22 protein-coding genes are annotated in these 23,151 nt (G+C 70.3%); 11 read left to right on the forward strand and 11 right to left on the reverse strand.

The window, feature by feature from the left end; translation table 11 throughout:
* Window positions 1–6: 6 nt before the first annotated feature.
* Window positions 7–696, reverse strand: a complete 690-nt coding sequence (locus tag AAID08_RS23490; protein ID WP_144655405.1) for an HAD family phosphatase — start codon at window positions 694–696, stop codon at window positions 7–9.
* 177 nt (window positions 697–873) lie between these two features.
* Between AAID08_RS23490 and AAID08_RS23495 the strand changes: the two genes are divergently transcribed.
* From AAID08_RS23495 to AAID08_RS23510, 4 genes are all read left to right on the forward strand, one after another.
* Complete coding sequence (locus tag AAID08_RS23495) at window positions 874–1,584, forward strand: DNA-3-methyladenine glycosylase family protein (RefSeq protein ID WP_395756942.1); 711 nt, start codon at window positions 874–876, stop codon at window positions 1,582–1,584.
* Window positions 1,548–2,261 (forward strand): 2OG-Fe(II) oxygenase, encoded by a 714-nt coding sequence (locus AAID08_RS23500; RefSeq protein WP_231133022.1) that lies wholly within the window; start codon window positions 1,548–1,550, stop codon window positions 2,259–2,261. Before AAID08_RS23495 ends, AAID08_RS23500 begins: the two co-directional genes overlap by 37 nt.
* A gap of 71 nt (window positions 2,262–2,332) precedes the next feature.
* A complete protein-coding gene (gene acnA, locus AAID08_RS23505; RefSeq protein WP_395756943.1) occupies window positions 2,333–4,972 on the forward strand; it encodes an aconitate hydratase AcnA in 2,640 nt (879 codons plus the stop codon).
* Between the two features lie 19 nt (window positions 4,973–4,991).
* Window positions 4,992–5,888: a GntR family transcriptional regulator gene (locus tag AAID08_RS23510; protein WP_054500878.1), complete on the forward strand. Its 897-nt coding sequence runs from the start codon at window positions 4,992–4,994 to the stop codon at window positions 5,886–5,888.
* 57 nt (window positions 5,889–5,945) lie between these two features.
* On the opposite strand, the gene AAID08_RS23515 is transcribed toward AAID08_RS23510, so the two are convergent.
* The 4 genes from AAID08_RS23515 to AAID08_RS23530 all read right to left on the reverse strand — a co-directional run bounded on the left by AAID08_RS23515 (window position 5,946) and on the right by AAID08_RS23530 (window position 10,859).
* The gene (locus tag AAID08_RS23515; RefSeq protein WP_064527032.1) at window positions 5,946–8,405 is read right to left on the reverse strand and encodes a TonB-dependent receptor; all 2,460 of its coding nucleotides are present in this window, start codon (window positions 8,403–8,405) and stop codon (window positions 5,946–5,948) included.
* Between the two features lie 118 nt (window positions 8,406–8,523).
* Window positions 8,524–9,477 (reverse strand): FecR domain-containing protein, encoded by a 954-nt coding sequence (locus tag AAID08_RS23520; RefSeq protein ID WP_395756944.1) that lies wholly within the window; start codon window positions 9,475–9,477, stop codon window positions 8,524–8,526.
* Window positions 9,474–9,995, reverse strand: coding sequence for a sigma-70 family RNA polymerase sigma factor (locus AAID08_RS23525; RefSeq protein WP_395756945.1), 522 nt, complete (start codon window positions 9,993–9,995; stop codon window positions 9,474–9,476). Before AAID08_RS23525 ends, AAID08_RS23520 begins: the two co-directional genes overlap by 4 nt.
* Before the next feature lie 63 nt (window positions 9,996–10,058).
* Entirely contained in the window at window positions 10,059–10,859 is an 801-nt protein-coding gene (locus tag AAID08_RS23530) for a LysR family transcriptional regulator (RefSeq protein ID WP_336234906.1), read from the reverse strand.
* Window positions 10,860–10,974: 115 nt separating this feature from the next.
* Here AAID08_RS23530 and AAID08_RS23535 point away from each other — a divergent pair, with 115 nt between their 5' ends.
* Window positions 10,975–11,709, forward strand: a complete 735-nt coding sequence (locus tag AAID08_RS23535; protein ID WP_144655409.1) for an SDR family oxidoreductase — start codon at window positions 10,975–10,977, stop codon at window positions 11,707–11,709.
* Between the two features lie 7 nt (window positions 11,710–11,716).
* Here the strand turns inward: AAID08_RS23535 and AAID08_RS23540 are convergent, their stop codons facing one another.
* Window positions 11,717–12,538, reverse strand: a complete 822-nt coding sequence (locus AAID08_RS23540) for a FecR family protein (RefSeq protein WP_064527026.1) — start codon at window positions 12,536–12,538, stop codon at window positions 11,717–11,719.
* A 150-nt stretch (window positions 12,539–12,688) separates the two neighbouring features.
* Window positions 12,689–12,931 carry a hypothetical protein gene (locus AAID08_RS23545; RefSeq protein WP_049075832.1) on the reverse strand — a complete coding sequence of 81 codons (243 nt, stop codon included), beginning with the start codon at window positions 12,929–12,931 and terminating at the stop codon, window positions 12,689–12,691.
* Window positions 12,932–13,215: 284 nt separating this feature from the next.
* Here AAID08_RS23545 and AAID08_RS23550 point away from each other — a divergent pair, with 284 nt between their 5' ends.
* Complete coding sequence (locus AAID08_RS23550) at window positions 13,216–15,312, forward strand: PTS sugar transporter subunit IIC/EAL domain-containing protein (RefSeq protein ID WP_395756946.1); 2,097 nt, start codon at window positions 13,216–13,218, stop codon at window positions 15,310–15,312.
* On the opposite strand, the gene AAID08_RS23555 is transcribed toward AAID08_RS23550, so the two are convergent.
* Window positions 15,305–16,198 (reverse strand): prohibitin family protein, encoded by an 894-nt coding sequence (locus tag AAID08_RS23555; protein ID WP_049075835.1) that lies wholly within the window; start codon window positions 16,196–16,198, stop codon window positions 15,305–15,307. The genes AAID08_RS23550 and AAID08_RS23555 overlap by 8 nt on opposite strands.
* A gap of 271 nt (window positions 16,199–16,469) precedes the next feature.
* Here AAID08_RS23555 and AAID08_RS23560 point away from each other — a divergent pair, with 271 nt between their 5' ends.
* On the forward strand, window positions 16,470–16,949 hold the full coding sequence (locus AAID08_RS23560; protein ID WP_054500871.1) for an anti-virulence regulator CigR family protein: 480 nt from the start codon (window positions 16,470–16,472) through the stop codon (window positions 16,947–16,949).
* A gap of 22 nt (window positions 16,950–16,971) precedes the next feature.
* Here AAID08_RS23560 and AAID08_RS23565 read toward each other — a convergent pair whose 3' ends face one another.
* On the reverse strand, window positions 16,972–17,601 hold the full coding sequence (locus AAID08_RS23565) for a DUF4375 domain-containing protein (RefSeq protein ID WP_144655412.1): 630 nt from the start codon (window positions 17,599–17,601) through the stop codon (window positions 16,972–16,974).
* A 208-nt stretch (window positions 17,602–17,809) separates the two neighbouring features.
* Here AAID08_RS23565 and AAID08_RS23570 point away from each other — a divergent pair, with 208 nt between their 5' ends.
* Window positions 17,810–18,874, forward strand: a complete 1,065-nt coding sequence (locus tag AAID08_RS23570; RefSeq protein ID WP_054500869.1) for a M4 family metallopeptidase — start codon at window positions 17,810–17,812, stop codon at window positions 18,872–18,874.
* Window positions 18,871–19,206: a protealysin inhibitor emfourin gene (locus tag AAID08_RS23575; protein ID WP_054500868.1), complete on the forward strand. Its 336-nt coding sequence runs from the start codon at window positions 18,871–18,873 to the stop codon at window positions 19,204–19,206. Before AAID08_RS23570 ends, AAID08_RS23575 begins: the two co-directional genes overlap by 4 nt.
* A gap of 28 nt (window positions 19,207–19,234) precedes the next feature.
* Here AAID08_RS23575 and AAID08_RS23580 read toward each other — a convergent pair whose 3' ends face one another.
* Window positions 19,235–20,467 (reverse strand): MFS transporter, encoded by a 1,233-nt coding sequence (locus tag AAID08_RS23580; protein ID WP_395756947.1) that lies wholly within the window; start codon window positions 20,465–20,467, stop codon window positions 19,235–19,237.
* Window positions 20,468–20,552: 85 nt separating this feature from the next.
* On the opposite strand from AAID08_RS23580, the gene AAID08_RS23585 reads away from it, so the two are divergent.
* The gene (locus AAID08_RS23585) at window positions 20,553–21,338 is read left to right on the forward strand and encodes a helix-turn-helix domain-containing protein (protein WP_006387387.1); all 786 of its coding nucleotides are present in this window, start codon (window positions 20,553–20,555) and stop codon (window positions 21,336–21,338) included.
* A gap of 53 nt (window positions 21,339–21,391) precedes the next feature.
* Here AAID08_RS23585 and tam read toward each other — a convergent pair whose 3' ends face one another.
* Entirely contained in the window at window positions 21,392–22,159 is a 768-nt protein-coding gene (gene tam, locus AAID08_RS23590) for a trans-aconitate 2-methyltransferase (protein ID WP_054415298.1), read from the reverse strand.
* 148 nt (window positions 22,160–22,307) lie between these two features.
* Between tam and AAID08_RS23595 the strand changes: the two genes are divergently transcribed.
* Entirely contained in the window at window positions 22,308–23,030 is a 723-nt protein-coding gene (locus tag AAID08_RS23595; RefSeq protein WP_395756948.1) for a serine aminopeptidase domain-containing protein, read from the forward strand.
* The last annotated feature ends 121 nt before the right edge of the window (window positions 23,031–23,151 follow it).

Raw genomic sequence — 23,151 nt, forward strand, 5'->3', positions numbered from 1 at the left:
TCGGCGTCAGCGCGCCGCGGCCCAGCCGGCCAGCAGAGCCGGCAGTTGCGCCATGTCGGTGAAGACGTGGGCGACGCCGACGTCGCGCAGCGCCTCGGGACCGCTGTGGCCGTTGTCGCCGGGGCTGTAGCCGAACACCGTGGCGCCCGCCGCCACGCCGGCGGTGGCGCCGGTGACGGTGTCTTCGACCACGGCGCAGCGGCGCGGGTCCACGCCCAGCGCGCTGGCGGCGGCCAGGTAGACATCGGGATAGGGCTTGCTGCGCGGCATTTCGTGGCCGCTGAAGACGCGTTCGCTGAAGCAGTCGGCGATGCCGACCTTGGCCAGTTGCAGCTCGACCTTGCGGCGGTCGGCGCCGGAGGCCACTGCGATGCGGCCGTCCAGCGTCCGGTGCAAGGCGCGCACCGCGTCCGGCGCACCGGGGATTTCCAGCAGTTCAAGGTCGAGCGCGGCGTTGCGGCGCTCGCGGAATTGCGCGAACCAGTCGGGCGACAGCGCCACGCCGGTGCGCGCCTGGATGAGGGGCAGTTCGTCGCGCACCGCCTTGCCGGTGAAGATGCGGGTGGCCTCTTCGAAGGTGATCGCCCAGCCCAGTTCGTTGAGCATCTCGGTCAGGACGCGGGCGGTGATCGGCTCGGAATCGACCAGGACGCCATCACAGTCGAACAGCACGGCGTCAAAGGGAAAATCAGTCATTGCGGGCAGCGGGAAAGGGGTCAGGAAAGCCCACAAGCATACTGCACGGCCCATTGCCGGCCAGGGGCGCGCGCCGCGGCCGCAAGCAACGGAGTGCCGGCGGCGGCCCGAGCCGTTATGCTGTCCTTCGCCGGCGTCCCCGCCCCGCGCCGCCCTGCCCCCCGATTCCCGCCTCTCATGACGCCACCCGATACCGCCCCGCCCGCCGCCGGACGCCGGCCCCGCAAGACCGTCGCCGCACAGGAAGCCCTGCCGACGCCGGCCCTGTTCGAGCGCGCCGCCCGTCACCTGGCCGCCCTCGACGCCGACTGGGCGCGCCACGTGCAGGCCATCGGCCCCTGCCTGCACGCGCCGCGGCCGGCGCGCGAGCCCTACGAGGCGCTGGTGCGCGCCATTGCCTACCAGCAGTTGCATGCGCGCGCCGGCGACGCCATCCTCGGCCGGCTGCTGGCGCTGTATCCGGGGCAGGCCTTCCCCCGGCCACAGGCGCTGCTGGACACCGACCCAGAGGCCCAGCGCGCCTGCGGCTTTTCGGCGTCCAAACTGGCCACCATCCGCGGCATCGCGCAGGCGGCGCTCGACGGCGTGATCCCGGAGCGCGACGAGGCGCTGGCGATGAGCGACGAAGCCCTGATCGAGCGCCTGGTGGCGCTGCGCGGCGTGGGCCGCTGGACCGTGGAGATGCTGTTGATCTACACGCTCGAGCGCATGGACATCCTGCCAGCGGACGACTATGGCGTGCGCGAAGGCTATCGCCGGCTGAAACGCCTGGACAAGGCGCCATCGCCCGCCCGGATGCGAACCATCGGCGAAGCCTTCAGCCCGTATCGCACGATCGCGGCGTGGTACCTGTGGCGCATGCCCACCGCGCCGGCGGCAATGTCATGAACGCCGCCGGCCATCCGCTGGACCGCTACGACTGGACCGGCATCGTGGGCCAACTGGACGCCGAGGGCTGGGCGCCGCTGCCCGCGCTGTTCAGTCCGCCGCAGGCGCGCGCGCTGGCGCGGGCTTTCGACGACCCGGCGGCCGTCCGCATCACCGGCGAACGCGACGAGCGGCGCGCCCTGCGCCTGCCCGCGCCGCCGCCGCTGCGCGACCTGCCGTGCGCCCTGTATGCGCGGTTGGCGCCGCTGGCGCAGTCCTGGGCGCAGCGGCTGGGCCACGACGTCCGCTATCGGCCGGACCTGGACGCCGAGCGAACCGCGCCCGACGGCCCTGCCGTCCTCACCTGCCTGCGCCTGGACGGCTACGAAGCGCTGCAACACGCGCATGACGACAGGGCGTTCCCCATCCGGCTGGTGGCGCTGCTGTCCGATCCCGCCCGCGACTTCAGCGGCGGCGAATTCGTCATGACCGAGCAGCGTCCGCGCCAGCAGTCGCGGCCCCTGGTGCTGCCGCTGGGCCTGGGCGACGCCGCCCTGATCGCCGCGGCCCATCGCCCCATTCGGGGCGCGCGCGGCGACTACCGCGCCACCCTGCGCCACGCTGTCAGCCGGGTGCGCGGCGGCGAACGCCGTGGCCTGGAATTGCCCCTGGACGGCCAAGCGTTCGCCCCCGGATAGCCTGCCCGCCGCCGCATCGAACTGCACATCCAGATTGCATTTTGAATATTCAATATGCAAAACTAGCGGTCATGCAAAATCCCGCCCCCGCCCTGCGCCACGCCGGCTTCACGCTCGACGGCGCCGCTTATACCCACATCGACATGGCCGGCATGTACGGCCCCGACTACTACCGCCTGCCGGTGGTGCTGCGGCTGCTGCTTGAGAACGCGCTGCGCAACATGCGCGGCGCCGAGCGCGACGCCGCCGTGGCCGCCCTGTTCGCCTGGCTCGCCGACGGCACCAGCGAGGCCGAGATCGCCTTCCAGCCCGGCCGGGTGCTGATGCACGACACCACCAGCACTCCGGCGCTGGTCGACATCGCCGCCATGCGCGACGCGCTGGACGAGGCGGGGGTGGATCCGCGCGCGCTCAATCCGGTGCTGCCTGTGGACGTCTCGGTGGATCACTCGCTGGCGGTGCAGGCATATGCGCAGCCCGACGCGGCGGCGCGCAACCTGGCCCTGGAACTGCGCCGCAACGCCGAGCGCTACCGCTTCCTGCGCTGGGCCGCCAAGGCGCTGTCGAACGTGCGCATCCATCCGCCCGGCACCGGCATCATGCACACCATCAACCTGGAACAACTGGCGACCGTGGTGTGCAACGACCATGGCGCGCTGCACCCGGACATGATGATCGGCACCGACAGCCACACACCGATGATCAACGGCATTGGCGTGCTTGGCTGGGGCGTGGGCGGCCTGGAAGCGCAGACGGTGATGTTCGGCATGCCGACCATGCTGCGCATCCCGGACGTGATAGGGGTGCGCCTGAGCGGCGCGCTTTCGGCTGGCGTCACCGCCACCGACCTGGCGCTGACCGTGACCCAGCGGCTGCGCGCGATCCAGGTGTCGGGCGAGTTCGTGGAGTTCTTCGGCCCCGGCGTCGCCACGCTGTCGGCGGGCAGCCGTTGCGTGGTCGCCAACATGGCGCCCGAATACGGCGCCACCACCGGCTACTTCCCCATCGACGAGGCCACCCTCGACTACCTGCGCCAGACCGGCCGCGACGCGGCCCACGTCGCGCGCGTCGGCGCCTACGCGGCCAGCGCCGGCCTGGCGCTGGATCCGGCGGCCACACCGCGCTACACCCGGGTCATCGAGATCGCGCTGGACCAGGTGCGAATGCACGTGGCCGGCCCCACCCGGCCGCAGGACCTGCGCCCTTACGGCGAGACCCGGGCGATCCTCGCCAGCCTGGCCTTCGCGCCCGGGGCGGCCTCGCCGCTGCCGCGCCACGCCGTCGCCATCGCCGCCATTACCAGTTGCACCAACACCTCGGACCCGCGCCTGCTGATCGCCGCCGGACTGCTGGCGCGCAAGGCGCGCCAGGCCGGGCTGACGGCGCCGGCCTGGGTCAAGACCTCGCTCGGTCCCGGCTCGCCCGCCGCCGCCGACTATTTGCAACGCGCCGGCCTGCTCGAGGATCTGGAAGCGGTGGGATTCGGCATCGTGGGCTATGGCTGCACCACCTGTATCGGCAATTCCGGACCGCTGCCGGAGGCGGTGCGCGCCGGCATCGCCGCCGGCGCCGTCCACCCCGTCGCGGTGCTGTCAGGCAACCGCAACTTCACCGGCCGCATCCACCCCGACCTCGACCTGGGCTTCCTGATGTCGCCGCCGCTGGTCATCGCCTTCGCCCTGGCCGGCGACGCCGAGCGCGATTTCAGCCGCGAGCCCGTGCAGGTGGCGCCGGACGGCCGCGCGGTGTATCTGCATGAGCTGTGGCCGCGCGAGGACGAGATCGACGCGGCGCTGGCGCAGGGCCTGCGCGCCGACGATTTCCAGCGCGCCTTCCGCATCGCCGCCGCCAATCCCGGCTGGCAGGCGCTCGAATCGCCGGACACGCCGCGCTTTCCGTGGGACCCGGCCTCGACCGCGCTGCGGCGTCCGCCGTTCGCCAGCGCCGGCGCCGCCAGCCAACTGGGCCGTTACGCCGCCTATCCACTGCTGGTGCTGGGCGACGACGTCACCACCGACCACCTGTCGCCGGCCAGCGCCATTCCGCCCGACAGCCTGATCGCCGACTTCCTGGTGGCACAGGGCGACGACCGCGATGATCTGAACGTGTTCGCCTCGCGCCGCGGCAACTGGCAGGTGATGATGCGCGCCGCCTTCTACAGCAAGAGCCTGGCAAACCTGCTCAGCCCCGGCGCGCCGGTCGGCCATACGCTGCACGCGCCCAGCGGCGCCATCGAGCCGATCTGGGAAGCCGCCGAGCACTACCGCCGCGACGGCGACGCGGTGGTGCTGCTGGCCGGCGAACGCTTCGGCACCGGCTCCTCGCGCGACTGGGCCGCCAAGGGCCAGCGGCTGCTGGGCATCCGCGCGGTGCTGGCGGTCAGCTTCGAGCGCATCCACCGTTCGAACCTGATCGGCATGGGCATCCTGCCGCTGCGCCTGCCGGCGGGCGTCACGCCGCACCGCCTGGCGATCCAGCCGGGCGACCGCTTCGAGATCGATTGCCCGCCGCAGCGCCTGGCGCCGCGCCAGCCGGTCGCCGTGCGGCTGCTGCGCGCCGACGGCCGCGAACAGGCCTTGCAGGCCACCGCCGCTGTCGAAACGCAACTGGAGCTGCATCTGCTGCGGATGGGCGGCGTGATTCCGGCTATCCTCGCGGATACGCTTGGCGCCGCGAAATCGGCGCCGCCCGACACGGCCCCGCTGGGCTGAGTCCCACTTTCCATCCCCCATGAGCGCGCAGACCCACACCGCCAGCAAGATCCTGGAGCTGATCCGGCAGGACCGCCTGACCGAGGGCGCGCACCTGAGCGCGCAAAAGCTGGCCGACCGCCTGCGCCTGTCGCGCTCGCCGGTCAACGACGCGCTCGGCCTGCTGGAAGCGCACGGCATCGTGGCGCGCAAGCCCAACCGCGGCTACTTCCTGCAATTGGACCAGGAGGCATTGGCGCGCACCTGCGCGGACCTGGCGCCGCCCGCCGCCGAGGACATCGTCACGCAAAGCTATTTCCGGCTGGCCGATGAACTGCTGCGCGGCGTGCTGCCGATGCAGTGCAGCGAGGCGCTGCTGCGCGCCCGCTACGCCCTGACACAGGCGCAGACCCAGGCGCTGCTGGCCCGCGTGGCGCAGGAAGGCTGGGCGCAGCGGCGCCCCGGCTATGGCTGGGAATTCTCGTCGATGATGACCACGCCCGACAGCCTGCTGCAGTCGTACCGCCTGCGCCTGGCGCTGGAGCCGGCCGCGCTGCTCGAACCCTCCTACCGCATCGACAAGTCCGTATTGGCGCGCTGCCGCGCCGCCGAGCGCCACCTGCTCGACGGCGGCATCGACAGCGACAGCGCCGACCAGTTGCACGAGCGCGGCGTGCGCTTCCACGAGTCGCTGGTGGAGGCCTCGGGCAACCCGTTCTTCATCGACACCATCAAGCGCGTCAACCGCGTGCGGCGGCTGCTGTCGTACCGCTCGATGCAGGACCGCAGCCGCTACCGCCAGCATTGCGAGCAGCACCTGGAAATCCTCGACCTGCTCGAGCGCGAGCGCAACGAAGAGGCCTCGCAGGCGCTGGCCCGCCACCTGCGCAGCACGCTCGACAACCTGGCGCGCATCCGCGGCATCCTGGCGGCCTAGGCGGCCGGGGGATCAAGCCGCTTCGCACGGGCCGCCTGGCGGCCCGCCGCGGGCCCCTCAGAAGTCCATCGACGCCGACAGCATCAACGTGCGCGGCACGCCCTGCGAGATGGTGCCGTAGGACGCCACGCCCGACCAATAGGCGCGGTTGAACACGTTGACGACATTGGCGCGCAGGGTCACTTCCCTGCCGTCGATGCGCGTGACATAGCGCGCGCCCAGGTCGAACGTGGTCCACGCGGGCACCGACTGCGTGTTGGCCTGGTTGACGTATTCCTTGCCGGTGTGGATCACGCCGCCGGTCAGGGTCAGCCCGGCGACCCACGGGGTATCCCATTCCGCGCCCAGGTTGGCGGTGAGGCGCGGCACGCCCACCGGCTGGTTGCCGCGCGTGGCGGGGTTGCCGGTGCGCGTCAGCTCGGCGTCCAGGAAGGTCACGCCGCCCAGCAGGCGCAGGCCGCGCAGCGGCTCGCCCGACAGGTTCAGTTCCAGGCCGCGGTTGCGTTGCTCGCTGTCCGCCGCATACACGCCGCCCGTCAACTGGCCGCTGGGCTTGGTGATCTCGAAAGCGCTCAGGGTCAGCATGGCGCTGTCGAAATCGACCTTCACGCCCACTTCCTTCTGCTTGGACTTGTACGGCTTGAACACCTGGCCGGCGTTGGCGGCGGTGGCCGGCGCCACGTCGCCCTTGCTCAGGCCCTCGATGTAGTTGGCGTAGAACGAGACGTTCCGCCACGGCTTGAGCACCAGGCCAGCCAGCGGCGTGATCGCGCTTTCGTCGTAGCTGAGGGTGCGCGCGCCCGTGACGGCATTGAAGTTGCGCGACTCGACCCGCTGCTGGCGCGCGCCCAGCGTCAACTGGACCCGCTCGTCCAGCACGCTCAGCGTGTCGGCCAGCGCGAAGCCGCTCAGGTCCGAAGACGACACCTTGGGCACGCTGGCGGGCGCGGCGATGTCCTGCCGGGGCCGCGTCACCGGGTGATAGATGTTGGACGACAGCGGCGTGCCGTTCACGCTGGCCTGCGCGTTGCGGTCGCTGTACAACGTGCCCATGAAGGTGATGGCATGGCGCACCGGACCGGTCTCCAGCTTGGCGCGCAGGCCGGCGTTGTAGGTGCTGCGATCGACCTGGAACTTGAAATGGTTGGGGGTCACCCGCGTATCGCCGGCGGCGTTGACGAGGGTTGGCGTCTGGTCGGACAGGCGGTTGATGGTGGTGCTCGAGCCGCCCGCGTCGGCGAACACCGTCAGGCGGTCGCTGATGTCGTACTCGACGCGCAGCAGCGCGGATTCGCCTTCGGACTTCCACCAGCTCCACGGCTGCGTCGCATTGCGGCGGCCGTCCGGCGCGTCCGGCACGCGCAGGCCCGCCGCCACCAGGAACGGACGCGTGGGCGCGTCGATCTTCTCGTTCTGGATCAGCAGGTCGAGCGAGGCGCGCAGCTTCTCGCCCTGGTAGTCCAGCGACAGCGCGCCGATGTCGGTGCGCGAATGCAGGTTGTCCAGCGGCGTGTCGCCCTGCCGATGCAGGCCGTTGACCCGCACGCCCCAGGCGCCGTCGTCGCCGAAGCGGCGGCTCAGGTCGACGCGGCCGCCGAACTGCGACGCCCCCGCGTAATCGGCCGACACCCGCGTCAGGTCCTGCGGCAGCGAACGCTTGGGCACCATATTGATGACGCCGCCCACGCCGCTGTTGGGCGACATGCCGTACAGCAGCGCCGCCGGCCCCTTCAGCACCTCGACCCGCTCGATGTAATCGGTAAACACGTGGTAGTTCGGCGCCACGCCATAGACGCCATCGAAGGCAATTTCGCCCAGGTTGCCTTCGCCGATCGGAAAGCCGCGGATGTAGAACGAATCGGTCACGCCGCCGATCTGGCCGGTGAAGCGCACCGAGGAATCGACGTTCAGCGCGTCGGCCAGCGTCACCGCCTGGCGGTTGGCCAGCAGGTCCGAGGTGTAGTTGGCGACGCTGAACGGCGTGTCCATCACATCGCGGTTGCCCAGCAGGCCGAGCCGGCCGCCGCGCGCCACCTGGCCGCCCGTGTACGCGGCCGGCAGCGCCGACGCATGCGCGTCCGCGCCCGTCACCACGACGTTCGGCAGCAGCGTGGTCTCACCCTGCGGCGGCAGCCTGCGCAGGGAATAGGCGCCGCCGCCCTGCTCCGCCAGCGCGTAGCCGGAGCCCGACAGCAGCCGCGCGAAGCCCTCGCGCACCGTGTAGACGCCGTTCAGGCCGTCACTGTGCTGGCCCGCCAGCAGGGCCGGGTCGAAGGACAGCGGCACTCCGGACGCGGCGGCGAAGCGAGCCAGCGTGTCGCCCAGCGGGCCGGCGGGAATCGCATAGGACTTGCCGCTCGCCGCGCTGACGGCATCGGCGGCGCGCGCCGCCGGCGAGACCGCCGAGGCCAATGCCAGCGCCACGCCCAGGCCTAGGACGCGCACCGCCGCGCGCGAGGACGACGAGGGCGTCCGCGCGCGGCGGACGGACAGGGAACGGGAGTGACGGCTAGCCATGAGGGATCCTTCGTGGGCGGGGCATCGCGGTCGCGCCGCGACGATTCACCCGGTACACCGGACGAAGGCGGAAAAAGTGTCAGGGATTCGACGATTATTTTGTAACGGGCGCGGCGGTTCAGCGCGCCGCCACGGTGACCCAGTACGGCGTGATGCGGTGGATCCGCACCGGCAGCGTCTTCTCCAGCAGGCGCAGGCCGGCGTCGGTATCGTTCACGGGGAAGGCGCCCGACACGCGCAGCTCGGCCACCGCCGGATCGCAGCGCAGGAAGCCACGACGGTAGCGCGCCAGTTCCGCCACCAGGTCGGCCAGGCGCCAGTTGCGCGCGGCCAGCATGCCGTCCTCCCAGGACGCCAGCGCGGCGTCGGCGGCCGACTCGGGGCCGATCCGCTGCGCGTCGAACACGGTCTGCTGTCCCGCTTGCAACACGCGCCGCGCGTCGCTGGCGGCCGGCCGGATCGCCACCGCGCCGTCGAACACGGCGACGCGGATGCCGTTGCCCTCGTCCCGCACCATGAAGCGCGTGCCCAGCGCCTGCACCGAGCCCTGCGCGGTGCGCACGATGAACGGCCGATGGACCGGCGCCGGGTCCTTGCCGGTGGTCAGCAGGATCTCGCCCGCGCGCAGCCAGATCACGCGCTGCTCGGCGGTGTACTGGATGTCAACGGCGCTGGCGGTGTTCAGCAGCAGGCGGGTGCCATCGGCCAGTTGCATGCGGCGCTGCTCGCCTGCGGCGGTGCGCGCGTCGGCGCTCCATTCGCGCCACGGCAGTTCGCGCCAGGCCAGCCAGGCGGCCGGTCCCAATAGCGCCAGGCCCGCCACGCTGCGCAGCGCCTGGCGCCGTCCGGGCCGCTCCAGGCGCCGCAACGTGCGCGCGCCCAGCTCGGGCGGCACCTGTCCGAAGCTGCGCAGCATGTCCTCCAAGCGGGCCCAGGCGGCGGCATGCGCGGCGCTGCGGCCGCGCCAGCGCTCGAAGGCGGCACGGTCAGCGGCCGACAGGGTTTCCGACTGGAAGCGCACCAGCCAGCCGGCGGCCTCTTCCAGGACCGCCGTATCCGGGGTGGCGCTCACGCGGCGCCCCCCTGGTAGGCGATGAGGCAGGCCGTCAGCGCTTTCTGCATGTGGCGCTTGACCGTGGCCAGGGACGCGCGCTGCGCGCGGGCGATCTCGGCATAGGTCATGCCGTCGAATTGCGAGGCCAGGAAGATGGCGCGGGTTTTGGCGGGCAGCGTGCGCAAGGTCGCGTCGATGGCGTACAGCGTTTCCAGGATCAGCGCCCGCACTTCCGGCGACGGCACCTCGCGCGGCGGCAACTGCGCGGCCGCGCTTTGATAGGCGTCTTCCAGCGCGCGGCGGCGCCAGTGGTCCACCACCAGGCCCTTCGCGATGTGGGTGAGCAATGCGCGCGGCTCGTCGCCGCCGCCGGCGCGCACCCGCGCCGCCATCAGGCGCACGAAAGTGTCGTGCGCCAGGTCGGCGGCATCGAACGAGTTGCCGAGCTTCTTGCGCAGCCAGACGGACAGCCAGCCGTGATGCTCGCGATAGATCCGCGTGACGGTGTCGGTGGGCAGGGAATCGGTCGAGGACACGGCGCGTCTCGCGGTGAAATCTAAATGGGAATTGTTACTATTTTATCCCATTCCGCCGGCATCCTATCCGCCGGCGGCGCCGCGCAACTGTTCCGCCAGCAAGGCCAGCGCCGGCTTGTCCAGCGCCTGCGCCGCATAGCACAGGCCGACGCGGCGCGACAGCGCCAGGCCATCGAGGTCCTGGGCCGCGACGCCCGGCTGCTGCGCGATCAGCGAGCGCGGGGCGATGCAGGCGCCGACGCCAGCCGCGGCCAGTTCCAGCGCCAGGCGCAAGGACCCGGCCTGCGCGGCGGGCGCGCCGGCGGCCGCGCCGTAATACGGCAGCAGGCGTTGATGGCTCGGATGATCGGGACAGACGATCCACTGCGGCGCGGCGGTCTCGGCGGCGTCGACCGGCAGCGCGATGGCGTAGGGGTCGTCCCACAGCGGCACGAACAGTTCGTCCTCGCAGCGCTCGTCCTCGGTCGCCAGGCGGGCGTCGCCGACGCAGCCTTCCAGCAAATGCAGCAACAGATTGGGCACCGCCTGCCGCGCCCGTGCCACGAACGCGCGGACGTGCGCGCCCGCGATCTCGCCCTCGACGCCGATGCGCAGCTCGGCCAGGCAGGCATCCTGGCGGAACTGGCGCGCCATCGACTCGGTCTGCGCGACCAGGCGGCGCGCCTGCGGATACAGGATGCGGGCCTCGTCCGTGACCGCCACGCCGCGCGCCTGGCGCTCGAACAACTGCGCGCCCAGCAGGCTCTCCAGGCTCTTGATGGTGCCCGACAGGGCCGGCTGGCTCAGGTGCAGCCGCTGCGCGGCGGCGGTGATGTTGCGTTCCTCGAAGACCGCGATGAAGGCATTGAGCTGTCGGCTATCCATAAGTTTTTCCGATTGATGCGAGAAGAATAAACCATTTTTTCAAGCGTGAAAGCCGGTCCTAGAATCGTTTTCAGCCCCTCCGGCATATGAATAACCGATACCTGGAGTCTTCACCATGACTACCCCCCAACGCCCCCTCGTCGTCGTCACCGGCGCCAGTTCCGGCATCGGCCTGGCCACCGCCCGCCTGTTCTCGTCGCACGGCCACCCGCTGCTGCTGCTGGCGCGCCGCCTGGCGCCGATGCAGGCCCTGAACCTGCCCAATGCGCTGGCCCGCCAGGTCGACGTGACCGACCGCGCCGCGCTGGCCGCCGCCCTGCGCGAGGCCGAGGCCCAGTACGGCCCCGCCGACGCCATCGTCAACAACGCCGGCGTCATGCTGCTGGGCGACATCACGCGCCAGGATCCGGCGCAGTGGGACCGCATGCTGGACGTGAACGTCAAGGGCCTGCTCAACGGCGTGCACGCCGTCGCCGCCGGCATGGTCGAGCGCGGCCACGGCACCATCATCAACATCAGCTCGGTGGCGGGCCGCAAGACCTTCCCCAACCACGTCGCCTACGTCGGCACCAAGTTCGCCGTGCACGGCCTGTCGGAAAACCTGCGCGAGGAACTGTCGCCGCACAATGTGCGCGTGGTCACCATCGCCCCCGGCGCGGTCGAGACCGAGCTGCTCAGCCACACCACCGACGAAGGCATCAAGAGCGGCTACCAGGACTGGAAGGCCGACATGGGCGGCAAGGTGCTGGCCGCCGAGGACGTGGCCAACGCGGTGCACTACGCCTACTCGCAACCGCCCGGCGTGTGCATCCGCGAAATCGTGCTGGCGGCGACCCGCCAGCAGGCCTGAGTCCGCGCTAGCGGGCCTTGAGATCGATCGCCCCGTCGGCGGCGGGCGCCAGCGTCACCGGCGCCGCGGCGGCCAGCGCCTGCAGCATGGCCTCGGGGGGATCCAGATCGAACGAAGCCGACAGGCGCAAGCGCCCCGCCCGGCTGTCGGCCAGACGCAACGGCGCGGCCAGATAGCGATTCATCTCACGCACCACCTCGGCCATCGGCGTGTCGCGGAAGACCAGGCGGCCTGTCTGCCAGGCCAGCAGCGCGTCGACGTCGGCGGGCGCCGGCACCCCGATCGCGCCGCTCGCAGGCACGCGGATGCGGTGCCCGTCGCGCAGCACCGCGAGGCCCAGGTTCCACCAATGGCCGCCCGTCACATCCGCCGTGCCCGCACGCACCAGCACCGTCACGTCGTCCTCATCGCGACGGACATCGAAGACGGCGCCGGCCGCGCGCACGTCGGCGCTGCCGGCGCGCACGATGAATGGCCGCTGCGCCTCGGCGTTCACGGTGAAGAGGATTTCCCCGCCCTGCAGTTCGACCTCGCGCCGCGCGCCGTAGAACTTGACCTCGGCCAGGGCGTTGCCATTGAGTTCGAGGACCGAGCCATCGGGCAGCGTGACCTGCTTGCGTTCGCCCCGATCGGCGCTAATGGTGGTCGCAAACGACGGCGCCTCGGCGGGCAGGCTCCACCACGCCAGCAGCGCCACGGCCGCCAGGACAACGCAGGCCAGCCCCGCGCGCGTCAGCAGTCGCCGTCCCGGGCCGCCCGCAGGCCAACGCCAGGCCAGGAATGCGGGCCGGCGCCGGCTGTCGGAATCTCGCGAAAAGGAATCTGTCATGGATGCGTGCCGCCCGCAAGGGGAGCGCGGGCCAGGAATGAACGGAAACAGCGTCGGGCACAAGCGCCGGTAACCATTCGATCGCCCACGCGGCCTTGCGTTCCCATCATATCGCCTGGACCGCGGCGGCCCCGGCGAGGTACCCGCCGGTCAATAATCCATCGGCACGTGGCTCTGCGCCGCGCGCAACTCCTGGATGTGCCGCTCGGCCTCTTCACGCTCGACCGCCGGCGGCAATGCGCGCCAGCTCACCATGTTGCCGGGCGCCTTGGCCGGCATCCAGCCCAGCACGCTGTACAGCGTGATCGCGGTGCCGCCCGTATCGAACCGCGTTTCGTAGTAGCCCTGCCGTTCCGGCGTCGTGTCGCCGGACACCCATTCCAACTGCGACATCCTGTCTCCCTCTTGATCCAGCCTGTATTGAAGCCGCGGCTCCCGCCAAACCCAAGGGTTTGCGCCTGATGGTAGCGCGCCGCCCTGCTCCCGATACGTGCACGATGCGCCCGCTTTTCAATTCTTGACAGAGGGGAATCCCTAAGATTTTTCGGCGGCGCGATTGCTAAGTCGGGAACTGAGGCGCTAGGATGCGGCAAAGGATTCTTACAAACCGGGTCCGGCGAGGCGGCCGCGCCCCGGGCCAGCCCGCCCTCGGTAGCGGGCTTCTTAGGGCGACCGGTATGCCGACATCGAGCTTCATGCGCTATCCGAAAGATCGGTTGGCGGCCCTGGCCAGCGCGAGCGCGCTGCGCGCCATCCGCGAGGGACTGCTCTGGACGATGCCGTGCCTACTCGTGTCGGCGCTGTTCCTGGTGCTGTCGGTGGTGGCCGGCCAGCTCGGTCTGTCCGCGGCGCTGGTGCAGGAGCTGGCCGCCGTGCACAACCGGCTCAACATGGTCATGCCCATGCTGGTCAGCACCTCGGTTGGCTACATGCTGTCGATCCGCCATCGCGTGCCCAATCTGCCGGCCGCCTTCCTGTGCCTGTCGTACGTCGTGATCGCCGAGGGTCTGCTGGCGCCCTACCCGCATGCCGCCGCCACCCTGATCCTGAGCATCGCCATCCTGCTGCCGTTGGGCAGCGTGCCCCTGCTGGCCTGGCTGCACCGGCGCCGCTGGACGCGGCTGGCGCCCGACGGGCTCATCGGCGAGAACGTGCGGGGCACCCTCAACATGGTGATTCCAGGCCTGCTGACCGCCGGCGCGGTGGTGCTCGCGGTCAGCCTGCTGCTGCGCATTCCGGGCGTGGCGCAGTTCGACATTCCGGTCGACCTGGCCTCGCTCGACAGCCCCTTCACCACCGGTCCGATGACGGCGGCGCTGAACTCGATCTTCTGGTTCTTCGGCATCCACGGCTATCACGCGATGGCGCCCGTGATAGACGTGCTGGACCAGGCCACGGCGCTCAACGCCGCCAGCGCCGCGGCCGGCCACGAAGGCCTGTACGCGCTGAACGGCAGCCTGCTGGGCGCCTTCGTCTTCATCGGCGGCGCCGGCGCGACGCTGTCGCTCGTGGTCGCCATCCTGCTGTTCTCGCGCAGCGAATCGCTGCGGCTGCTGGCGCTGGCCAGCATTCCGGTGTCGCTGCTGAACGTCAACGAGATCCTGCTGTTCGGCCTGCCCCTGATTCTCAACCCGCGCCTGCTGATCCCGTTCGTGCTGGCGCCGGTGTGCAACGCGCTGGTGGCGCTGGCGGTGGTGCAACTGGGCTGGATTCCGGCCGCCTCGGTCTCGTTGCCGCTGACCTCGCCGGTCCTGCTCAATGCCTATCTCAGCGCCGGTGGCCACCTGGGCGGGGTGGCGCTGCAAGTAACGCTGATCGCGTTGGGCGCCTGCCTCTATGCGCCGTTCGTGGTCGCGCTGGAACGCCAGCGCAAGGCCGACGCCACCGTCTACTTCAAGTCGCTCGACACCACCTTCCCGCGATTGCAGGAGGAATCGCTGCTGTTCGCGCACGATCCGGTGGTCTCGACCTACGCCAACCGCGCCCGCCGCAGCGCCGAGATCTCGCGGATCCGCGCCATCAGCGAATACGACTTCTATCTCGAATACCAGCCGCAGGTGTCGCTGCGCAGCGGCCGCTGCACGGGCTGCGAGGCGCTGCTGCGCGCCACCGGCCCGGAAGGCACGCAACAGGCGCCGCTGGAATTCCTGCGCTGGCTGGCGCAGGCCGACCTGATGCGCGAAGTGGATCTGTGGGTGGCCAAGCAGGCGGTGCTGCAATGTCTTGCGTGGCGCAAGGCCGGTTTCACCCTGCCCCTGACCGTCAACGTCACCAGCGGCACACTGACCTCGGCTTCGTATCTGGACAAGCTCGTCAAGGTGCTGGAGCAGGCCCAGGGCCAGGTATCGGTGGAGCTGACCGAGGATGCGCTGGTGGAAGACGCGCAGGCGCTGCACACGGCGTTCGACCGCCTGCATGGCATCGGTTGCAAGGTCTATATCGATGACTTCGGCACCGGCTACTCGGCCCTCAGCTACCTGCACCAGTTCGAGATCGACGCGGTCAAGATCGACCGCAGTTTCGTGCTCGCCCAGAGCAGCGCGCGCGGCGCCCAGGTCATGAGCGGCCTGCTGCGCTTCTGCGAGGCGCTGGACCTGCAGATCATCGTCGAAGGCGTGGAGACCCAGGAGCAGCTCGCCGCTCTCGAATCCAGCGCCGAGATCATCGTGCAAGGCTGGTTCTACAGCAAGGCGCTGTCAGGCGAGCACCTGGTGGAATTCGCGCGGCGGCGCATGCCGGCCGCCGCGCACAGCGGCAGCGCCGCCGCTATTTGATGCCGATGAACGGCAGCGCCGCGCCCGGCACCTGCGTGGAGGGCAGCACGCCATCCCATTTCTCGACCGCGTTCAGGCTGACCAGGTTGGTGTTGGCGGCCAGCGCCTCGGCCTTGGCGCGGATCGACGCGGCCTCGGCTTCGCCGCGCATGCGGATGCCATCGGCCTCGGCGGTGAACTGCTGGCGGCGCGCGTCGGCTTCGGCCTTGGCCTTGACCACCTGGATCTCGGCGTTGATCATCGCCGTTTCCTTCTGCTGGCGGGTGGTCTCGATCTGCACCTGCGCCAGCATGCGCTGTTCGATCGAGTGCTCGTATGCCTGCGAGAAACCGACTTCCTCGATCTGCACGCCCACCACCTGCACCGGCGCGCCTTCCATGGTCTTGAGCACGGCGTTGTTCACGTCCAGGCCCAGCTTCTGGCGTTCCTGGATGGCGCGCACCGCGGTGTACTGGCCGAACACGTTCTTGACCGCGTCGGGCGTCTTGCGTTCGAGCACGCGCATCTGCAGGTTGCTGATGGTGCCGTACTCGGAATACAGCTCGGCCACGTGCTCGGGCGGCACGCGGTAGGTGACCGACACGCGCAGCGTGGCCGGTTGCTGGTCATAGCTATAGGCTTCGAGCTTCTCGAACACGAAAGTGTGGTCGCGCACCGACACCGTCATCACGTTGTCGATGAAGGGCGTCTTGAAATCCAGGCCCGGCTCGGACACGCGCACCAGCTTGCCGTTGCGCAGCACCACGCCGCGTTCGCCCTGGTCCACCTGGAACCACGAACCGAACGCCAGGCACAGGATCAGCACGAACAGCACGCCCGTGATGATGGCCACCTTCAGGCTGCGCGGTTTGACGGACTTGACGATCTGGAGGTCGGTCGGCTTCACTTTCAGTCCCTTTCTGATTTGTTGCGTTTACGATCCGAGAGCACGGCGGCGATGCCGCGCGCGAGCAAATAGGCGACCACGGCCGCCCCCACCAAGATCAGGAAATATCGCATCTGGCATTCCCCCCCGGAATAGAAGCGAGCGATTCTAGCCCGAGTCAGCGGCGTGAAAGGTTACGGTTGTTGCAATAGGAAAAACCGCTTGCCAATGGAGATGGTGCGCGTTCCAGCATTGCGGTACGCTGCATGGGCCTTAACTCCGGGTGCCCATCATGCGCCGCTCGATCGCCATTTTCGTGACCGCCTTGGCCTGTACCACCCTCCTCGCCCCCGCCTGGTCGGCGCCGCCTGAAAACCGCGGCAAGCCCGATCACGCCGGCAACGGCAACGGCAATGGGAACAACAAGGGCAATGGCAACAGCGGCGGCAAGAACAAGGGCAACGGCAAGGATGCCGACACCAACGTCAGCGTCACCCTGAGCACCGCGGGCATCAGCATCTCGACCGCGCGCGGCTACGCGGTGCAGGCTGGCGCCACCGGCTATGGCTCCCTGCCGCCCGGCATCCGCAAGAACCTGGCGCGCGGCAAACCGCTGCCCCCGGGCATCGCCAAGAAGATGGTGCCCGGCCCGATGTTGGCCCGGCTGCCGGTGCATCCCGGTTACGAGTGGCGCGTGGCCGGCAATGACCTCATCCTGATCGCCATCGCCACCGGCATCGTCGCGGACGTGCTGGCGGGCGTGTTCGACTGAAGCGTATCGACTGGCCGCCTGGCTAGTCGTAGTAGGCCAGGCCCAGCCGCGCCAGGTCGTCCGGATAGTCGAAGTAGGCTTCGTCCAGCGCATGCAGGCGCGCCTGCTCGGCCTCGGTCATGGCGCCGTAGATATCGTTCAGTTCGATCACTTCGGGCGCGGCCTCGAAACGATCGACCAGGCCGCGCATCTCCGCCAGGATGGCGCGCGTGCGCGCCGCGCCGATCTTGCCCAGCGCCAGCAGCGCCAACTGGCAGGTCGGATCGCCCCAATTGCACAGGAACTGCATGAAGCCGCCGTTGTTGATGTCGGCTTCCATGCGCCACAGCGCAACCAGTTCCTGCTCGCGCTGCGGCAGGCTTTCCAGCTTCCACTCCACCGCCCGCAACGCCGCCAGCGCGCCTTCGTAATGCGCGTCCCACAACAGGTCGCGCACGTTCAGCATGCCCGCGGCCGAAGGCGCCAGCAAGTCCGGCCACACCACGCCATGGTCGTCGTCCACCAGTTGCCACTGTTCGCGCTCGGCCGGGCTGGCCTTTTCCAGCCGGATATGCCGCCGGATCGGCTCGCGCAACGTGCGGCCGTCGGCCAGCGTCAGCAGGATGTGGGTCTCGGTCAGGGCGAGATGGCGGATGCGGTAGTCGGCGGACATGCGATGTCTCGAAGCGTAAGCAGAAATCCGGAACGCGCAGAAGATAACGGATCGCGCCTCGGCCGTCGAGGCGCGGCGCGCCCGTTTATCGTTCCTCGCATCAGGCCGCACACTGTTACGCCCGCGCATGGCCTATCTGCTACCGTAAAGCCTGCCCCGGGCCCGGCCCGCGCGCCGCGTCCGCCATGTCTTCACCGGGAGATCGACAATGCCGCGCCCCTCCGCGTCCACGCCCCTGATCGGCGTGATTCCGCCCTATGTCCTGGACCGCCTGGCACAGCACGCCGACGCGCGTGTCAGCATGCCGGCCGTCAAGACACTCATCATCGACCAGCAGCAGCGCGGATTGCGTGAAATGGCCGCGCGGCCGTCGCGGGCCCAGGTGGCGGCTCCTCGCGCTTCGGATGCCGGCGGCACGCCGCAACGCGCGGTGCACGACGCGGCCAACACCACCGCCCTGCCCGGCAAGCTGGTGCGCGCCGAAGGCGCGAAGGCCAGCGGCGACGCGGCGGTGGATGAAGCCTACGATCACCTGGGCGCCACCTACAGGCTGTTCCACGACGTCTACCAGCGCGACTCGATCGATGGCGCGGGCCTGCCGCTGGTGGGCAGCGTGCATTACGGCGAAGACTACGACAACGCCTTCTGGAATGGCTCGCAGATGGTGTTCGGCGACGGCGACGGCGAAGTGTTCAACCGCTTCACCGTGGCGGTCGACATCATCGGCCATGAGCTGACGCACGGCGTCATCGACAGCGAAGCGGCGCTGGCCTACCAGGGCCAGTCGGGCGCGCTCAACGAATCGCTGTGCGACGTGTTCGGCGCGCTGGTCAAGCAATACGCCCTGGGCCAGGACGCGCGCGAAGCCGACTGGCTGGTGGGCCAGGGCCTGTTCCTGCCGAAAGTGCAGGCGCGCGCCCTGCGCTCGATGGCCGAGCCCGGCAGCGCCTACGACGATCCGGTGCTGGGCAAGGATCCGCAGCCGGCGCACATGAGCGGCTACGTCGATACGCCGCATGACAATGGCGGCGTGCACATCAACTCCGGCATTCCGAACCGCGCCTTCTACCTGGCCGCGACCGCCCTGAAGGGGCCGGCCTGGGAAATAGCCGGCCGCATCTGGTACGACACGCTGCGCGACAAGCGCCTGCGCCACGACGCCGACTTCGCCGCGTTCGCGCGCCTGACGCTGGACGTGGCGCGCGGGGCGCACGGCGAGGCCGCGCACAAGGCCGTCGCCGGCGCCTGGGCGGCGGTGGGCATACAGCCATGATCGACCTGCCTCCGCTCGAATTCGCGCTGCGCGTCAGCCTGACGCGCGAAGGCGGGCTGGCCTACCTGCCCGGCTTGGCGCGCACCCGCAGCATCGACCTGACCTCCTGCCCGCCAGGGCTGCGGCAGGAGGTCGGCGAAGCCCTGCGGCGCACCGCCCCGCTGGCCACGCCTGACTGCGCCGCCCAGGGCGGCGACCAGCGCTACTTCCATGTGGAACTGGCGTTCCGCGATCCGGCCAGCGGCGATACGGCCAGCCTCACCTTCGACGTGCCGGAAGCGCAGGCGCCCGACATCCTGGTGCGTCTGTGGCGCGCCCAGGCCGGCGGCTAGAAAACGCCGCTTGCGGCGTGCGCCGGCGTCACTGCGCCGCGCGTTGCGGCGCCTGGGCCGGATGCGTGCGGAACGCGCCAATCTGGATCGCGCGGCCCGCCAGCAGGCCGCAGCCCGCCATCGCCAGGCACAATGCGGCGCACAGCCCGAGCGCCGCCGACCAGCCCCCCAGCCGGTCGTGCAGGGCGCCGACCAGCGCCGGTCCGCTGGCCGCGAACAGGTAGCCCACGCACTGCGCCATGCCCGACAGCGCCGCCGCCTGCTGCGCGTGGCTGGCGCGCAGGCCCACGAACATCAGGCCCAGGATGATGCCGCCGCCCGTGCCCAGGCCGAGCAGCACGATCCACAACGTGGCCCAGCCCGGCGCCGCGATCAAGCCGACGAACGCCACCAGCGAGGACAGCGCCGAGCAGAACGCGGCCGCGCGCTGGTCCTTCATGCGACGCACCACCGGCGCCAGGAACAGTGCGGGCCCGGCCGACATCAACTGCAGCAGCCCGTGCAGCGAGCCGGCGCGCTCGGCCGAGTGGCCCGCGTCGCGCAGGATCGCCGGCAGCCAGCTCACGCCCACGTAGAACACGAAGGAATTGATGCCCAGGTAAAGCGTCACCTGCCAGGCCAGCGCGGAATGCCACAACCGGCCGCCATGCGGCGCGTGCGCGGTGGACGCGGCCGGCGGCGTATGGTTGGCCAGTTGCGGCAGCCACAGCAGCACCCCGGCCACCGGAATCGCCAGCAGGCACAGCGCCGAGAAGCGCCAACTGCCGCCCGCCAGGCTGGCCAGCGGCACCGCCAGGGCAGAGGCGGCGCCGGCCGCGATGCTCATGGTCAACACATAAGCCGAGGTCAGGCCCGCCACGCGCTGCGGGAAGTCGCGCTTGAGCAGGCTGGGCAGCAGCACGTTGCCGACGGCGATACCCGAACCGATGACCGCCGTGCCGGCATACAGCGCCCAGGCCTGGCCCTGGCTGCGCAGCACGATGCCGCCGCCGATGAGCAGCAGCGCGGCGAACAGCGTGCGCTCCAGCCCATGGCGACGCGCCATGCCGGCCGACACCAGCGAAACGATGGCGAACGCCAGCAGCGGCAACGTGATCAGCATGCCGGCGGCGGTATTCGACAGGCCGAGCTGTTCACGGATCAGGCCGACCAGCGGTGGCATGCCCGTGACCGGCGCGCGCAGCGCCATGGCGATGAAGAGGATGCCCACGATCAGCAGAACGGGGCGTTGGGAAGCGGGGGAGGAAGCGGAAGGAATCATGCCGTCAGCTTAGGCAAAGCCGTCTCTGCTGAATTTCGAGATAATGACAAAATATCCCTGAATCCAGCCAAGGCAGCGCCGCGCCATGTATCCGCCGCACGCCCACAGCCCCTATTTCGATCCCGACACGCCCACGCAATGGACCTACGCCATGCGCGTGGAGGCGGCCCGCAACGAACACGAATCGCCCACCCATCGCCACCGCATGGGCCAGTTGGTGCTGTCGCTGCAGGGCGGGGTGACCAGCTTCGTGCCGCAGGGCCTGTGGATGGTGCCGCCGCGCTGCGGCGTGTGGATCCCCGGCGGCGTGCCGCACCGCAACCGCGTCACCGACAACGGCCGGGTCTGCTTCCTGTTCGTGCCGGCGGACACGCCGGGCCTGCCGACGCAATGCTGCACGCTGGCGATCACGCCGCTGGTGCGGGAAATGGTGGCGCACCTGGCCGACCTGGCGCCGGCCGACACCGCTCTCCCCGCCAACCGCCGTCTGGCCGCCGTGCTGGTCGAGCAATTGACGCGGATGCCGACCGAGCAGTTGCACCTGCCGCTGTCCGACCATCCGCGCCTGCGCGAGATTGCCGCGTCGCTGCGGGCCAATCCCGCCGACCGCAGCACCGCGGCCGAATGGGGCCGGCGCCTGGCCATGAGCGAACGCACGCTGGCGCGCCTGGTGCGGCAGGAGGTTGGCATGAGCTTCGGCCGCTGGCGCCAGCAGATGCACATCGTCATGGCGCTGCAGCGGTTGTCGTCGGGCGTGTCGGTGCAGCGCACCGCCGAAGACCTGGGCTACGAATCGGTCAGCGCCTTCATCACCATGTTCCGCAAGGCGCTGGGACAGACGCCTGCGCGCTACTTCGCCGACAAGGCCTAGGGCCGCGGTTCCCGCGCAAGGGCGCGGCGGCGTGGCGGACCGGGCGCGCCGCTTCAGTCCTTGGGACCCGCCACCAGGAACAGCCGCGGGAACGGCAGCAGCACGGTGCCATCGGCCAACGCGGGATAGGCGCGCGCAATCTCGTCCCGATAGCGCGCCAGGAAGGCCGCCTGTTCGTCAGCGTCCAGCTTGTTCAGATAGGGCCGCAGCGCCGTGCCCTTGAACCATTCCACCACCGCCTGCGCGCCTGCCAGCGGGTGCATGTAGGTCGTGCGCCAGACGTCCAGTCGGCCGCAATGCGGCTTGAGCAGTTCGTAGTACCAGGCGGCGCTGTGACGCGGCGGATGCTTGACGCCGCCGATCTTGCCGGCCCAGGGGCCGTCGGCGGCGACCTGGCGCGCCAGCTTGTGGGCCGGCTCTTCCAGGTTGTCCGGCGTCTGCACCGCCAGGCTGCCGCCCGGCGCCAGCTTGCCCACCAGGCGCGGATAGAGGGTCGCGTGGTCCGGCACCCACTGCAGCGCGGCGTTGGCCAGGATCACGTCGTACTGGCGCGGCGGATTCCAGGTTTCGATGTCGGCCAGTTCGAACGCGATCGACGGCAGGCGCTTGCGCGCCGCCTGCACCATGTCGTCGGAGCTGTCCATGCCGGTCACGTCGGCCTGCGGGTAGCGGGCGGCCAGCACCTCGGTGGAGTTGCCGGGGCCGCAGCCCAGATCCACCGCGTGGCCGACCTGTTCGTTCGGCAGGGCGGCAACCAGGTCGCGCACCGGGCGGGTGCGTTCGTTTTCAAAGGCGGAATACTGTTTGGCGGACCAGGTCATGGCGGCTCCTTGCGTGGGTCTGGGTACGTTCCGCACTCTACGCCGCGTCATTCCATATGACAAATATATATAGGGCTACACATTCATATTTACTGGATATGCCGACACCCTGTCAGAATGCGACCATTCCCCATCCGGAACTTGATGAATGCCTCCGCAACTGGTCCTGTTGCCCGGCATGGACGGCACCGGCGATCTGTTTGATCCGCTGCTGTCCGCGCTGCCCCCCGCGCCGCCGCCCATGGTGCTGCGCTATCCCGCCCGCGAGCCGCTCGGTTACCCCGCGCTCGAACAGCGCGTGCGCCAAGCCCTGCCCGCGCAGGCGCCCTTCGTGCTGCTGGCCGAATCCTTCTCGGGACCGCTGGGCGCCGCCATCGCCGCCGCGCCGCCGCCAAACCTGCGCGGCCTGATCCTGTGCGCCTCGTTCGTGCGCGCGCCGCATCCCCGGCTGGGCCTGGCGCGGCCGCTGGCCAACTGGCTGCCGGTCACACTGCTGCCGCGCGCGGTCCTGCATCACCTGTTGCTGGGTGCCCATGGCACGCCGGCGCTGCGCGCCGCGCTGGACCGGGCCGTCGCGCAGGTGGCGCCCGCCGTCATGCGAGCCCGCCTCCAGGCCGTGATGGCCGCCGACCAACGCGCGGCATGTGCCGGCGTGCGCCTGCCGCTGCTATACCTGCAGGCGCGCCACGACCGCGTGGTGCCGCCCGCCGCCGCCACGCTGGTCAGGCAATTGGCGCCGCAGACCCTCCTGGTCGACATCGACGCGCCGCACTGCCTGTTGCAGGCCGCGCCCGAGGCCGCCGCCGCGGCCATCGCCGACTTCCTGCGCACGCTCGACCCCGCCCCCGCCGAGGGGGCTTTTTCATCTTGAGGCGGCTCGGCGATGAAAAAGGGCCCCCACGCCGCGCCTTCGGCTTGCTGCCCCCCCGAGGGGGCTTTTTCATCTTGAGGCGGCTCGGCGATGAAAAAGGGCCCGCCATGGGCGGGCCCTC

The sequence above is a fragment of the Achromobacter sp. EB05 genome, from assembly GCF_044232075.1.
GTDB lineage: Bacteria > Pseudomonadota > Gammaproteobacteria > Burkholderiales > Burkholderiaceae_B > Achromobacter > Achromobacter dolens.

Bases quoted from the DNA above. Each gene is read 5' to 3' on its own strand.
- AAID08_RS23595 (WP_395756948.1), top strand. From the start codon at position 22,308: ATGCCTCCGCAACTGGTCCTGTTGCCCGGCATGGACGGCACCGGCGAT.
- AAID08_RS23490 (WP_144655405.1), bottom strand. From the start codon at position 696: ATGACTGATTTTCCCTTTGACGCCGTGCTGTTCGACTGTGATGGCGTC.
- AAID08_RS23545 (WP_049075832.1), bottom strand. From the start codon at position 12,931: ATGTCGCAGTTGGAATGGGTGTCCGGCGACACGACGCCGGAACGGCAG.
- AAID08_RS23560 (WP_054500871.1), top strand. From the start codon at position 16,470: ATGCGCCGCTCGATCGCCATTTTCGTGACCGCCTTGGCCTGTACCACC.
- AAID08_RS23530 (WP_336234906.1), bottom strand. From the start codon at position 10,859: ATGGATAGCCGACAGCTCAATGCCTTCATCGCGGTCTTCGAGGAACGC.
- AAID08_RS23540 (WP_064527026.1), bottom strand. From the start codon at position 12,538: ATGACAGATTCCTTTTCGCGAGATTCCGACAGCCGGCGCCGGCCCGCA.
- acnA (WP_395756943.1), top strand. From the start codon at position 2,333: ATGCAAAATCCCGCCCCCGCCCTGCGCCACGCCGGCTTCACGCTCGAC.
- AAID08_RS23535 (WP_144655409.1), top strand. From the start codon at position 10,975: ATGACTACCCCCCAACGCCCCCTCGTCGTCGTCACCGGCGCCAGTTCC.
- AAID08_RS23495 (WP_395756942.1), top strand. From the start codon at position 874: ATGACGCCACCCGATACCGCCCCGCCCGCCGCCGGACGCCGGCCCCGC.
- AAID08_RS23570 (WP_054500869.1), top strand. From the start codon at position 17,810: ATGCCGCGCCCCTCCGCGTCCACGCCCCTGATCGGCGTGATTCCGCCC.
- AAID08_RS23550 (WP_395756946.1), top strand. From the start codon at position 13,216: ATGCCGACATCGAGCTTCATGCGCTATCCGAAAGATCGGTTGGCGGCC.
- AAID08_RS23575 (WP_054500868.1), top strand. From the start codon at position 18,871: ATGATCGACCTGCCTCCGCTCGAATTCGCGCTGCGCGTCAGCCTGACG.
- AAID08_RS23585 (WP_006387387.1), top strand. From the start codon at position 20,553: ATGTATCCGCCGCACGCCCACAGCCCCTATTTCGATCCCGACACGCCC.
- tam (WP_054415298.1), bottom strand. From the start codon at position 22,159: ATGACCTGGTCCGCCAAACAGTATTCCGCCTTTGAAAACGAACGCACC.
- AAID08_RS23580 (WP_395756947.1), bottom strand. From the start codon at position 20,467: ATGATTCCTTCCGCTTCCTCCCCCGCTTCCCAACGCCCCGTTCTGCTG.
- AAID08_RS23510 (WP_054500878.1), top strand. From the start codon at position 4,992: ATGAGCGCGCAGACCCACACCGCCAGCAAGATCCTGGAGCTGATCCGG.
- AAID08_RS23515 (WP_064527032.1), bottom strand. From the start codon at position 8,405: ATGGCTAGCCGTCACTCCCGTTCCCTGTCCGTCCGCCGCGCGCGGACG.
- AAID08_RS23565 (WP_144655412.1), bottom strand. From the start codon at position 17,601: ATGTCCGCCGACTACCGCATCCGCCATCTCGCCCTGACCGAGACCCAC.